Here is a 13,088-nt window from a genome sequence, read left to right on the forward strand (position 1 = left end):
TTCATCTGCCTTTCCGGATCTTCGGCCCGAAGGCTATTTGGGCCACGCTTTCGATGTTACTGACAAAATGGAATTTCAGATTCTTCCGCACATGATCCGGCACCTCCTCCAGGTCCTTCCGGTTCTGCTCCGGCATGATGATCTCCCTGATGCCGGCTCTTTTGGCGGCGATCACCTTCTCCTTGATGCCGCCCACCGGCATCACCTTTCCTCTCAGGGTGATCTCGCCGGTCATGGCCAGGTTGGCCTTCACCGGCCGGTCGGTCAGCAGGGAGATCAGGGCGGTGGCCATGGTCACCCCGGCCGAGGGCCCGTCCTTGGGGATGGCTCCGGACGGCACGTGGATGTGGATATCGAATTTTTCAAAAAAACGGGGATCTATCTTATAGATCTTGGATTTGGACCGAATGTAGGACAGGGCGGCTTGGGCGGATTCCTTCATCACCTCACCCAGGGAGCCGGTCAGGCTGAGGCCCTTCTTGCCAAGCATCTTGGTGGCTTCGATAAAAAGTATCTCCCCTCCCACCGGGGTCCAGGCCAGCCCGGTGGCCATGCCCACCTCCCCGGTCCGCTCGGCCACCTCGGGGAACACCTTCTGGGGTCCCAGATATTTGTGCAGGCTCTGGGGGGTGACGGTCTTTTTGGTTTTATCTCCGGAGGCCACGTCTTTGGCCACTTTGCGGCAGATGGTGGCGATCTCCCGCTCCAGGTTTCTGACCCCGGCCTCGCGGGTGTACTGGGAGATTATCTGGCTGATGGATTGATCGCTGAATTTGATGTGACCCTCGGTCAGGCCGTTCTCCTTGATCTGCCTGGGAACCAGATATTTCAGGGCGATGTGCAGTTTCTCCTCCTCGATGTAGCCCGGCAATTCCAGCACCTCCATCCGGTCCTTGAGAGCCGAGGGTATGGGATCCATCACATTGGCGGTGGTGATGAACATCACCTTGGAAAGATCGAACGGCACATCCAGGTAATGGTCGGCAAAGGAGAAATTCTGTTCGGGGTCCAGCACCTCCAACAGGGCGGCTGACGGGTCGCCCCGGAAATCCAACCCTATCTTGTCCACCTCGTCCAGCATGAACACCGGATTGTTGGTCTCGGTGTGCTTCAGCCCCTGGATTATGCGGCCCGGCATCGAGCCGATATAGGTGCGGCGGAAGCCCCGGATCTCGGCCTCGTCCCGGATCCCCCCCAGCGAGATGCGGTAGAATTTGCGGCCCAGGGCCCGGGCGATGGATCGGCCCAAGGAGGTCTTGCCCACCCCCGGAGGGCCCACGAAGCACAGGATGGGGCCCTTGGCGTCCCCCTTTAGCTTGCGGACCGCCAGATATTCGATGATCCGGTCCTTGACCTTCTCCAGGTCGTAATGATCCTCGTCCAGTATCTTACGGGCGGCCGCCACGTCCAGGCTGTCGGTGGTGGAGACGCTCCAGGGAAGCTTCACCAGCCAGTCGATATAGGTGCGGGACACGGTGTACTCGGCGGCGTGTGGTGGCATCCGGGCCAGCCGGTCCAGCTCCTCCTGGGCCGCCTTCAGGGCCTCGGGGCTTAAGTTCGCCTTCTCCACTTTCTTGCGCAGATTTCCCACCTCCAGCGAATGCTCGTCGCCCTCGCCCAGTTCCCGCTGAATGGCCTTCATCTGCTCCCGCAAAAAATAATCGCGCTGGTCCTTGTCCATCTCGGTCTTGACCTGGTTCCGGATCTTGTCCCCCAGTTCCAGGATGGAGAGCTCCTTGGACAGCAGCGGGATCAGCTTCTGCAGCCGATCCTTGGGATCGATGGTCTCCAGTATCTGCTGGCGCTCGGCGATGGTCAGGTTGAGGTTGGAGGCGATCAGGTCGGCCATCTTGCCGCTGTCCTCGATGTTCAGGGAGACCGCCTGCAGTTCGTCCGGCAGGTAGGGCGCCAGGGAGATGATCTTCTGGAACAGGGACACCACGTTCCGCATCAGGGCCTCGGCCTCGATGCTCTTGCGGCCCTTCTCCTTGAGCACCTCCACCTTGGCCATGAGGTAGGGCTCACTCTGGACGAATTTGGTTATCTTGATCCGGTTAAGCCCCTGCACCAGTATCCGGATGCTGCCATCCGGGAACCGGAGCATCTTGATTATCAGGGCCGCGGTGCCGACCGGGTAGATCTCGTCCTCCTTGGGCTCGTCGGTATCCTGCCTCAGCTGGGTGCACAGGCCGATGATCTTGTTTCCCAGCAGGGCCTCGTCGGTGAGCTTGATCATCTTCTCGTTGGAGATGACCAGTGGGACTATCAGATAGGGAAAGATCACCTGCCCCTTGAGCGGCAGGATGGGAAGCTCTCCCGGTATTTTTATTTCTTTGGATTCTTCGGGCATTCAATACCTATTCAATGGTTGGGTTGTGGTTTGGGATCCTTCCCCTGACGAATGGCGGACGATCGTCCCCCGGGGCTCATTCAATCGTTATCTCCACGGTCCTGGCTTTTTCCTTGGAGATCCTGATATCCAGCATCCCGTCCTTGTAGACCGAGCTCTTGACCTTGTCGCTGACCGTCTCCGGCAGGTGAATTATCTTCTCGAACCAGCCTTGGGTTATCTCTATCTTGTGGTAGAAGCGTTTCTGGTCCTGCCCGGCATTGTCCATCCGGGAGCCCCTGATGGCTATCGCCCCGGGGACGAAGGTGATATTGATGTCATCCTTGGAGATGCCGGCCAGATCCAGCTTGATGACCAGTTCCTGGTCGGTCTCGTATACATCGCAGTTGGGATGCCACAGGGTCTCCTCCTCCACCAGATAAAAGGGCTGGGTCTGGTCGGTCATGTCGTTCAGCAGCCCGCTCAGGTCCCGGCGGTACACCCGCATTACTTTTACCGGTTGATTTGGCATAATTCTCTCCTTCCTCGATTCCTTAGGGAATGAAAAGCTTGAAATAATCCCGGTCGGTTGCGGAGATCTGGCCTATCTTGTTGCGGACATCCTCCGCCAGGCCCAGCTTTTCCGCCTGCCGGGCCAGCATCAGGATGTGGCGCCTGGTATTGGTGTTCAGATGGTCCATCTGCTGGATCCTGGCATCGTTGACGCCCTGCAGTATGCTGTCGAAGGCCTGGTTGATCTCGCTGCTCTCCAGCTCCGCCAACAGCAGAAATATCCCATCCAGCCCTTTTTCGCGTTTCAGCCGGGCGAAGGTCTGGGCCATCTTTTGTCCGATCCTTTCCGGAAGGAGATCCGGGATGTCGAAATTGACATCCTTGATCGCCGGGATCCGGCTGATGTTTTCCAGGGCCCTGGCATGCGACAGCTCCTCATCGGACATGTCGGCAAAGAATTGCCGGAGTTCCAGGTCCTCAAAGCTTATGGAACACCACAGGTATACCTCGGACATCTTCAGTTCCAAGGTTTTAAATTTTTCCAGGGCCTCGGCCAGTATCATTTTTCACCACTTAAAAATTTACCGTCTGCCGCCCGGGGGCCGCCTAAACTTTGGGGCCGACCGTGATCTTGATGATGCGGCGCAGCTGCTTCAATTTTATATTGTCCGCCTTGTTCAGATCCCGCATTATTATGGAGATGATCCTTTCGCGGTCGCTGATCTTGGCCGGCACCCCTTTTTTATTGGCTTCAACTTCCGAATTTGCCGGAAAGAGGTCGCGAACCGTGACATTCAGGGCGGAGGCCACCTTCTCCAGGGTCTTGATGGTGGGATTCACCCGGGCCTGTTCGATAAAGCCGATATAGCGGTAATCGAACCCAGCCTTCTCCCCCAGCTTCTGCTGGGAGATGCCCTTGGCCTTGCGGATCCGGCGGGCATTGGCCCCTATCAATTTAATGAGAGCGTCCATTTTTTTCTCCTTTAAAATTCAAACCGGTTAAAATTACTTCATTGCCTCCTGGCGGGAAAACTCGCGTTCCAGGGCGAATTCGGCGATGGGCGGCTCTTTTGCCCCGCTCTTTATGAAGTCGGCCGCCTTTCGCCCGATGGCCGGACCCAGCATGAAGCCATGCCCGCACATTCCGGCGATGACATAGAAGCCATCCAGGGGCGAGCGGTCCAGGATGGGGTTGCCGTCAGGGGTGTTCTCATAGCTTCCCGACCATTGGCGGATGACCTTGACCGGGCCCAGGGCGGGAATCAGCTTGAGCATCCTTTTGGGCATCTCCGACAAAAATTCATAGCTGGAATCGGTGGAATGTCCCGGAACGTTGGGAACCGGCGAGTAGCAGCCGATGAACTGCCCGTTGTGCCGGAACTGCTGGAAATAGCCGCCATCGGCCCGGTAATCCACCAGCATGGGGATGTTCAGATATTCCACCCCTTCGGTTATCAGGGCCTCATGCCGCTCCGGCTCCACCGGCACATCTATTCCGGCCATTTGACCGATCTCCCTGGACCAGGGCCCGGCGGCGTTGATGACGATATCGGCATGGTATTCGGTCCCCTGGGCGGTTTTGACCCCCTTGACCCGGCCTCCGCCCTGCATTATGGCGGTCACCTCGGTGAAAGTGTTTACCAGCCCGCCGCATGATCTGATCTTTTCAGCGTAGCCATTGACCACCGCAAAGGGGTAGGCCTGTCCGTCGGACGGGCAGTAGGAGCCGCCCAGCAGGCCGTCGATGTTCAGTCCCGGGGCAACCTGCCCGGCCTGGTAGGCATCCACCCAGCGGACATCCTTCAGGCCGAAACTCTGTTGAACGGCGATATTAGCCAGAAAAGCTTCTTTCTTCTCCGGGCTGTGGGCCAGGAACAGATACCCGCCGGGATGCCAATGGACATCCATCCCCAGTTCCTCTTTCATGCTGCTGAAATGTCTTACGCTCTCCTGCATCAGCTTGATGGACCCCTGGGAGGTGAACTGCTGGCGGATGCCGCCTATGCAGCGTCCGGTGGATCCGGCGCACAGGAAGCCCTTCTCGATCAGCCGGACCCCATATCCTGCCCGGGCCAGGTAGTACCCGGTGGCCGCTCCGACGATACCGCCACCGATGATTATGATGTCGGCGCTCTTGGGCATTTTTATGAATCCGCCAGAATTTTCAGCGAGATGGGCTGCAGCGGCGAGCGCTGGGTAACGGCCTTTTGATCCTCCGGGGTCTGCCCCAGCTGGCGGGCCAGGATCTGATTTACCAGCCGGCGGCAGGTCCGCCCCTGGCAATGGCCCATGCCGGCCCTGGTCAGCCGTTTGACCTCGTCGGCTGTGGTCGCGCCTTTTTCAATCGCTTCCATGACCTGGGACTCGGTGATATCCTCGCAGCGGCAGATTATTTTGTCGTTGTTGTCCACCATAACAGCGATCTCAACCTCTTTAACTTAGGAATCTTAAACCCGCTCAGGCAAGTTTTATTTTATCAAATTTATCCAATCGGTCAGCAGGAACTGCACCCTACCGATCAGCAATGATACCCGGGCCATGACGGTGTTGCCAAAACTGGCCCCGAAGCCGATCATGATGAACCAGATGCCGATGTTGGCCGATACTTTGAGGGCCCCCTTCTGCTCCCGGGAGAAGAAAAAATAACTCAAGGTGGTCAATACCCCAATAAAAGTGATCAGTCCCCAAACCAGACTCCAGCCCCCCAGTTTAAGGTTGGTGGCATCGGCGATAGCGCTCTGCATCTGCTTGAGGACATCGGCCTGGATGGTGGGGGCCAATGCCATTCCACTCCCGGTCCCCAGCAGCACCGCCAGGGGGATCAGGATCAGCCAGCCGGTTTTGGCGCTGAACCGGAAGAAGAACATCATTCCCAGAAGGCCGGGGATGATGAACCAGAAATTGTGCTGATGGAAAATCGGCACGTAGAGGTTGGGAACGATGGCGTTGTTCCAGTAAATGGCCACGCCGTATCCGGCCGAGATCCCCACGAAAAGGTGCTCGGCAAAACGGTAGAAGGGATTCTCCTTGTATAAAAAGGAGAAGATACACAGGGTCAGTATGGCCGCGATCCATACCCAGAGATTGTTTGAAAATGTCATTTGGCTCTCCTTACTTCTTGCTCTGGTTGTGCCGGGTCACCAGGTAGCCGATATTGCCCAGGATGATGAACAGCATCAACAGCAGGTGGACGATGGAAACGGCGTTCATCCCCTTGGTGGCCACCGGAGCGGCGCTGGAATAGCCGTTCTTCTGGTTCAGGTATTCATACTCGCTGGCCCCCTTCATGCCGTTAAGCAGTCCCACCAGCTGGCCGGCCTGCAGGAAGGGATAGTAGTCGGCGGTGCTGACCGCGGTGCAGCCGGCGCCCACGTTGGCATGATAGCGGGTATGGGCATAGAGAATCCAGCTCTGGGTGACGGCACTGCCGGCAATGGAGACCACCAGGGGCACATCGGCATAGTTGCGGACGCCGGCCATCATCGGCAGGCTGTCCAGCGGGGTGCCGTAGAAATCGGTGGGAAAGGCCTGGCGGAAGTTTTCTCCGATGGACATCATCACGATGGAATAGCCCGGCTTGAAGCCCAGGAAAACGTAATCCCGGCCGTTCTGGGCCCCGTACTCCGGGGCGATCTTCTGCAGGGCCGTTTCCGAAAGAGCAGCGCCGTTGGGGTCCAGGGTCAGGATGGCTATCCGGATCTTCTTGGCAAAACAGTGACGGATGACCGCCTCCAGCATGGGCTGCAGCTCGGGCATCATGGAGGGGCTGTAATCGGCCGCTATCAATATCGGCTGGTTCTGGGGAGGTATCTTATCTATGAAGTCGTACAGTTTGATGGTATATTTCCCCGGCAGAGTGGGCAGTTTCATGGGTATCACCAGGGGAAAGATCACCGCCAGGGCCACCAGCAGGAAGATGTACCGGCGGTTTATCTTGGTCAGGTTCTCTAATATCTTCATTTGCCGCCTCCTCCCAGCCAGCTGCGCTCAATGCCCAGGATTATCTTCAGCGAGGTAGCCGTCATCCCCAGGCCGATCCCGAAAAGGATCCCCCGCTTGGCTGCCATGTTGGGGACCATCATGATCCATTCGGCGATGTCCGGTATCTTGGACCAGATCATGGAGCCGAAGGGGATCACTCCCAGCATCACTATAAAGCCTGAGATCAGCAGCAGGGCCGCCTCCTGGGAACGGGCCCGGAAGGCCCGGTAGGCGGCCGAGGCCATATAGAAAGCCAGAATGGCGAACATGGCCGAATCCATGGGGGCCTGGACATAGAGGAACAGGGTGTGGTACAGCTCGCCCAGCGACTCCAGTCCCTTTACCCTCCCGAAGATGCCCAGCAGGGCCATCACCACCAGGGCCATCAGGGTCACGATGCTGTTCCACCAATGCGGCTTGCGCCTTCTGACCTTAAGCAGGTGATGGTTGAACAGGCTGCCGACGGCCAGCACAATGGCAAAGGCGCTGATGACCAGGGTCCACTGCAGGGTGGTCTGGTAGATGTTGGTTGATATCTGGCTGGGGATGAAGAATTGGAAGAAGAAGAATATCCCCAGGGTCAGTACGATTATCAAAGGTATCTGTCTTTTCATTTTTTCTCCTTAACCTACCTTAAGCATTTGCAGGATGATTTCCCTGATCCCGGGGGCGACCAGCGATACGGCCAGGCCGATTATCAGCAGCAGCACAATGACGGCCTTGCTCCAATCCTGGCCCTTGAGGGTGCCCAGCAGCATCGGCTCCTTGGACAGGTAGGCCGAGGCGGCATACAACTCCTCTCCGATCAGGGTGTAATCGCAGGCGGTGATGAAGAACGGCAGCTGGTGAATGGCGTCTGTGCCGGCTATCTGGATGGCCCCGGTCTCGGCCCCGGTCTCGGCCAGGATCAGGGATTCCGCCCAGAACATGCCCATGAAAAAATTGGTGGCCGGTTTTTCCCGGGCCATGATGCCGTCCACCCCCGAGGCGAAGCCCATCTGGCTGTCGGTCAGGTAGAACACCGAATCGTGGTTATAGGCGTCGGGGCGGCCGATCTCGTTGTAGGCCTCCTTGACGATCTCCTGGGCCACGGTGAACACCACCGGATCGCGGTTGGGCACCAGCAGCGGGGTGTCGTATTCGGCGGTCTTCTTGGCCACCTGTCCCAGGATGTTCAGGGCGGCGATGGTGGCCACATCCGAGATGCTAGAAAGACCCGGAACGTAAAGAATGGGGCGGCCCATCTCGGTGGCCCGTCCCACCGCCTCCTCCACCGCCGCCAGCCCGGCGATGCGGCGGATGAACAGGCTCTGGCCGCTCTTGGCCCGGCCGATGAATATCACCACGATAAGGGTGAATAGGATGCAGCCGATCAGAGCGTTGATGCGCATGGTGTTGAACCACTGCTCCGCAGACCTGGCCGAGACAGACACCAGGCTGTAGGCCTGGCTCTCCCGGCCCACCGCCTTGACCTGGTAGAAATAATCCTTCCCGTTGTCCGGGACATCCTGGTCGTCAAAACTGGTGAAACCGTAGGGCACATAACCCACTTTGATAAATTCCCCCTCCGGTGTTTCCGACCGCAGGACCTCATAGCCCTCGATCATTTTTTTGACCTCGTCCGGCGACGCCTGCCAGCTAACAGTGATGGCATGTCCGGCATCATTGGGGGTATCGGCAGCCTTGATGTCGGACGGCGGGGCAATGGCCGGCACGGTAACTGTCGGTTCGGCCGGTGCCGCTGGAGCTGCGCAAACCACAGCTGCCCAGAACATCACCAACAGCAGGCCGGTGATTTTAAGCCTCATCAATCTTCTCCGTTTAATAGTTTTAGCTGATTTTAAACAATTATATCCTTTATATCCTTCGAACATTTAAAACTGCTCTTGGCCCGGCTTATTTTATCAGATGTATCCAATCGGTGAACAGGAACTGCATCCGGGCGATCAGCAGGGATACCCGGGCCATCACGGTATAGCCGAAGGTGGCCCCGAAGCCGATCATCACGAACCAGATGCCGACGTTGGCGGTCACCTTGATCGGTCCCTTATGCTCCCGGGAGAAGTAGAAATAGGTGATGGTGCTGATCACCCCCGCCATCACCAGCAGGCCCACCATCAGGCCCTTCTGGGGGTCCCAGATGTTGCTTAGCATGGAGGTGTTGATCATGGTGCCCTGGATCTGTTTTAAAACGTCGGCCTCAAAGGTGACCGGGATGGACATCCCGTTCCAGAAGCCCAGGCTGACCGCGATGGGTATCAGGATCAGGTGGTTAAGTTTGGGAATGAACCTGAAAAAGTACATCATCCCGATGGCCATGGGGATCAGGGTTATCCAACGATGGTTGGCCAAGGGGGTGACGATGTAGGGCAGGGTGTAATTGTTCCAGTACAGAACGATGAAATAGCCCACCGAAAGGCCGGTGAAAAGGTGTTCGGCGAATCTGAAGGCCGGGTTATCCTTGTAAAGATAGGAGAAAATGGCCAGGCTTAAAAGGGCCGCTATCCATATCCAGATATTTGTGCTCATCTTTATATCCTTAGTTTTGAAAGTTCTGAAAATGACGGGGTTATTTTTTCTGCTCGATCTTTTTGGAGATGAAATATCCGATATTCCCCAGGATGATCAGCAGGATGATCAGCAGGTGCGAATAGGCAATGGCCCCCATGGCCTTGCTGGCTACATCCGGTTTGTGGTAATACCCCGCATCAACGATCATTTGTTCGTATTCCGCCCCGCCCTTCATGCCGCCCAGCTGTCCGATAAACTGCTTGGTCTGCAGGAAGGGATAATTATCCGGAGCCATCACCGCGGTCTGCCCGGCCCCGATCTTAACGCCGAATTTAGTACCGGCAAAAATCATCCAGCTTACCGGATAGGTGGAGCCGGCCAGGGACAGCACCATGGCGATGTCATCGTAGTTGTGAATGTTTTTCATCATGGGAAGGCTGTCGTAGGGTGTCTGGTAATAATCCAGCGGCAGGGCCTTTTTGACATTGACCCCCATCTGCAGCATGATGATGGTGCCCCCGGGCCTGAAACCAAAATAGCAGTAATCCTGGCCCAATTTTTTATCGTACTCCCTGGCCACCTGGGTAATGATCCCTTCGCCTATGGCGTCGCCCTGAGGAGCCAGGGACATCCCCACAACCTTTACCCCCCGGGCAAAACAATGCCGCAGCACCGCCCGGGCCATGGGATCCAGCTCGGCGGCCACCTGGGGATCGTAATCGAAGGATACCAGCAAGGAACGCCCATTGGGTTCGATTTGATCTACATAATCATAAATACCCTTGGTGGCGGAATCAACATAGAACCGGGGTTTTATGTTGAACAGCAGCGGCACCAAAATAGACAACAGCAGCAGGGCGAATACGATCCGGCGATCAAGCTTTCCGAACTTGGCTAAAAACTTAAGCATATCAGTGCCCCCCCATCCAGTTGCGTTCAATTCCCAGAATGATCTTCAGGGAGGTGGCGGTGATGCCCAGCCCGATGCCGAAGGTGATGCCCCGTTTGGCGGCCATATTGGGGATCAGCATCAGCCATTCCGAAAACTTGGGCAGGCCGCTCCAGATGGCGGCCCCCTGCGGGATCAGGCCCAGCATCACGATGAAAGCCGAGATCAGCAGCATGGTGGCCTCGGTGGATTTGGCCCGGAAGGCCCGGTAGCTGGCCGAGGCCATGTAAAAGGCCAGGATGGCGAACATGGTGGCCTGCATGGGGGCCAGGGCGTAATTGAACACCTTCATGTAAAAACTGCCCTCCCGGGTGCCGCTGAACACCGCCGCCAGGATCATGAACAACGCCGCTCCCAGATAGACCAGGCTGTAGCCCCAGCCCTTGGTCTTGCGGGAGATCTTCAGGATATGGTGGCGCACCAAGCTGTCCACCGCGATCACCGAGGCGAAGACAAAAAGGATCAGATCCCATTCGATCATGGTATTGAAGGCTATCTGCGACGGCCGGCTGGGGATGAAGAACTGGATGATGAAGGCCACTCCCAACACGAAGACTATGCCCAGGGGAATATTTTTTTTCATATTCATTTACCTTTAGTGAATTCTGAATAGGTTGTAGATAAGATCGGAACGAAAGATCAGGGCCGTCAGGGTGCCCAGCAGGACGAACAGGATGATCACCAGTTTGCAGGCATCCTGCCCCTTCAGGCTTCCCACCAGCAGCGGTTCCTTGGATAGGTAGGCCGAGGCGGCGTACAGCTCCTCGCCGATCAGGGTGTAATCGCAGGCGGTGATGAAGAACGGCAGCTGGGAGATCTGGTCGGTCCCGGCTATCTGGATGGCCCCGGTGGCGGCGCCCGATTCGGCCAGCACCAGGGATTCGGCCGCATAGTAACCCATGAAGAAGTTGGTGGCCGGCTTCTCGCGGACCATTATCCCGGCCAGGGCCGCGGCGTATCCCATCTGGTCCTGGGTGATGAAGTATACCGAGTCCTCCTTGAACAGATCCGGGCGGCCCGCGCTCTTGTAGCCCTCCTTGACCATCTCCCGGGCCACCGCATGAACCACCGGGTCGGCGGTGGGAACGGTCAGCGGGGTATCATACTCGGCGGTCTTCTTGGCCACCTGCCCCAGGATGTTCAGGGAAGCCACGGTGGATATGGAATCTATCCATCCGATGCCGTTGCAGTAAAGTATCGGCCGCCCCATCTCGGTGGCCCGGCCTATGGCCTCCTCCACCGCATCCAGGCCGGCAATACGCCGGATGAACAGCTTGCCCTTGCGGGCCCAGTAGATATACAAAAGGGTGATGGCGATGAAAAGAAAGGTGCCGAACAGGGTGTTCAGCTTGCCGGTGTTGAACCAGCTCTGGGTGGTGGCTATCGGCCCGGCTGTAGCGCTTACCGCACTGTCCCCGTTTTCGTTGATGGCCACCACCTTATAATAATAATCCCGACCGATGAGCTCGACGGAATTGTCCTCGTGCTCAACGGCCCCCTTGGGGACCCAGGCGATCATCCGGAAGGAATCGTTTGGCAGCATGGACCGCTCGATATTGTAGCCCATGAACCCCGGCTCATTTTCCGAGGGGGATGATTGCCATTCCATGATGACGATGGAACCGTCATCATTGGGAGCGTCAGTCAGCTTGACATCGATCGGCGGCTCCAGCCCCAAAGCCAGAACGGGCAGCAGCAGGCAGGCCATCAGTACCATTTTCAGTTTGCCCATAATGTCCCTTTTATATTTGTGGGTTTATATTAATATTTTTTACTAAATCTGCCACAAAGGCACTAAGACACTAAGTATATTACAAAATTAGCCGTTTAATCCCATTTTTGATAATGGGTACGTTGACATTAATAAGGAATTCAAGGCGTTTTCCGGTCATCTTTAGATGACTGAGCAACTGTGCTTCCCAGACGGGATTTACTTGATCAACAGCCTTCAGCTCGCAGACAACTAGATCATCCACTAGTACATCAAGCCGCAATCCTTCTTCAAATATTATTCCGTCATATTTTACCGGGATATCTATTTGCCGTTTTGATTGAAAACCCATTTTAGACAATTCATGGCAAAAGCATACTTCATAAACCTTTTCCAGCAATCCTGATCCTAATTTCCTGTGGACCTGATATGCAGCATCCACGATACCCTTCGCTATTTTCTCTTCAGATACTGAAAGAGGTTTAAACCCCATGATTCTCTTTGTGCCTTGGTGTCTTTGTGGTTAAAGAAATCAAGATAGCAGTTTAAAGAACCTTACATCCTTTTCCTTGCCCTTGGGGATGGTCAGGGTCACCAGCGGGGTCTTCCCCTGGGCCTTGGTATTCAACACTTTGATAACTTTGGCCTGGCAGCATTCCTTTCCTGCCCGGTCCAGGGCAGCGACCAGATCCCCCTTCTCCGGCAGGGGCAGGAACTCGTAGGGCATGGTGACGGCGCTTTCGGCATCCGAATATGCCGCGTCGATCACGAAGATGGCCAGGCCCGGGCAGCGGGAGACGCAGACGGTACAGCCGTTGCATTTGTTATGATCTGCCTGTGGCAGGGCGTTGATATTATCGCCCACCGATATGGCGTTGCGGGGGCAGCTGGTCTCGCAGGGGTTGCAGGGGATCTCCTGGAAGCATTCCAGCACCGCCACCGGGCCTTTCTTCAGCCGTTCCTCGGAAGGCCAAGCGGTCTGGATGTCCGAGGCGTCGGCCAGGCCGGTCGTTTTCAGTTTATCGGATATCATTAAAGTTTCCAGCATTCAAACAGTTTAAGCCGTTTTGGTTCTGGGCCCACTTAAGTTTACT

General features: G+C 56.5%; 16 protein-coding genes. All 16 read right to left on the reverse strand.

All coding sequences use genetic code 11. The features are described 5' to 3' along the window. Window position 1 precedes the first annotated feature (1 nt). The 16 genes from A2273_07115 to A2273_07190 all read right to left on the reverse strand — a co-directional run bounded on the left by A2273_07115 (window position 2) and on the right by A2273_07190 (window position 13,012). Window positions 2-2,350: an endopeptidase La gene (locus A2273_07115; protein OGF08698.1), complete on the reverse strand. Its 2,349-nt coding sequence runs from the start codon at window positions 2,348-2,350 to the stop codon at window positions 2-4. Between the two features lie 76 nt (window positions 2,351-2,426). Next, window positions 2,427-2,837 carry a hypothetical protein gene (locus A2273_07120; GenBank protein OGF08699.1) on the reverse strand — a complete coding sequence of 137 codons (411 nt, stop codon included), beginning with the start codon at window positions 2,835-2,837 and terminating at the stop codon, window positions 2,427-2,429. 46 nt (window positions 2,838-2,883) lie between these two features. Continuing rightward, on the reverse strand, window positions 2,884-3,405 hold the full coding sequence (locus A2273_07125) for a hypothetical protein (GenBank protein OGF08700.1): 522 nt from the start codon (window positions 3,403-3,405) through the stop codon (window positions 2,884-2,886). A gap of 43 nt (window positions 3,406-3,448) precedes the next feature. Beyond that, entirely contained in the window at window positions 3,449-3,814 is a 366-nt protein-coding gene (locus A2273_07130) for a hypothetical protein (GenBank protein ID OGF08701.1), read from the reverse strand. A gap of 33 nt (window positions 3,815-3,847) precedes the next feature. After that, window positions 3,848-4,984, reverse strand: coding sequence for a hypothetical protein (locus A2273_07135; GenBank protein OGF08702.1), 1,137 nt, complete (start codon window positions 4,982-4,984; stop codon window positions 3,848-3,850). 2 nt (window positions 4,985-4,986) lie between these two features. Further along, complete coding sequence (locus A2273_07140; protein ID OGF08703.1) at window positions 4,987-5,256, reverse strand: (2Fe-2S)-binding protein; 270 nt, start codon at window positions 5,254-5,256, stop codon at window positions 4,987-4,989. 54 nt (window positions 5,257-5,310) lie between these two features. Beyond that, window positions 5,311-5,943 carry a hypothetical protein gene (locus A2273_07145; protein OGF08704.1) on the reverse strand — a complete coding sequence of 211 codons (633 nt, stop codon included), beginning with the start codon at window positions 5,941-5,943 and terminating at the stop codon, window positions 5,311-5,313. Window positions 5,944-5,953: 10 nt separating this feature from the next. After that, the gene (locus A2273_07150) at window positions 5,954-6,802 is read right to left on the reverse strand and encodes a hypothetical protein (GenBank protein ID OGF08705.1); all 849 of its coding nucleotides are present in this window, start codon (window positions 6,800-6,802) and stop codon (window positions 5,954-5,956) included. Continuing rightward, on the reverse strand, window positions 6,799-7,437 hold the full coding sequence (locus A2273_07155) for a hypothetical protein (GenBank protein OGF08706.1): 639 nt from the start codon (window positions 7,435-7,437) through the stop codon (window positions 6,799-6,801). Before A2273_07155 ends, A2273_07150 begins: the two co-directional genes overlap by 4 nt. 9 nt (window positions 7,438-7,446) lie before the next feature. After that, complete coding sequence (locus tag A2273_07160) at window positions 7,447-8,214, reverse strand: hypothetical protein (GenBank protein OGF08754.1); 768 nt, start codon at window positions 8,212-8,214, stop codon at window positions 7,447-7,449. Window positions 8,215-8,719: 505 nt separating this feature from the next. Continuing rightward, on the reverse strand, window positions 8,720-9,352 hold the full coding sequence (locus tag A2273_07165) for a hypothetical protein (protein OGF08707.1): 633 nt from the start codon (window positions 9,350-9,352) through the stop codon (window positions 8,720-8,722). Between the two features lie 40 nt (window positions 9,353-9,392). Next, entirely contained in the window at window positions 9,393-10,244 is an 852-nt protein-coding gene (locus A2273_07170; protein OGF08708.1) for a hypothetical protein, read from the reverse strand. Window position 10,245: 1 nt separating this feature from the next. Beyond that, on the reverse strand, window positions 10,246-10,866 hold the full coding sequence (locus A2273_07175; protein ID OGF08709.1) for a hypothetical protein: 621 nt from the start codon (window positions 10,864-10,866) through the stop codon (window positions 10,246-10,248). A 12-nt stretch (window positions 10,867-10,878) separates the two neighbouring features. After that, window positions 10,879-11,631, reverse strand: a complete 753-nt coding sequence (locus A2273_07180; GenBank protein OGF08755.1) for a hypothetical protein — start codon at window positions 11,629-11,631, stop codon at window positions 10,879-10,881. Window positions 11,632-12,094: 463 nt separating this feature from the next. Next, window positions 12,095-12,487 carry a GxxExxY protein gene (locus A2273_07185; GenBank protein ID OGF08710.1) on the reverse strand — a complete coding sequence of 131 codons (393 nt, stop codon included), beginning with the start codon at window positions 12,485-12,487 and terminating at the stop codon, window positions 12,095-12,097. Window positions 12,488-12,526: 39 nt separating this feature from the next. Beyond that, the gene (locus tag A2273_07190; protein OGF08756.1) at window positions 12,527-13,012 is read right to left on the reverse strand and encodes a 4Fe-4S ferredoxin; all 486 of its coding nucleotides are present in this window, start codon (window positions 13,010-13,012) and stop codon (window positions 12,527-12,529) included. Window positions 13,013-13,088 lie beyond the last annotated feature (76 nt).

It is taken from the genome of Candidatus Edwardsbacteria bacterium RifOxyA12_full_54_48 (assembly GCA_001777915.1).
Lineage (GTDB): Bacteria > Edwardsbacteria > AC1 > AC1 > EtOH8 > UBA2226.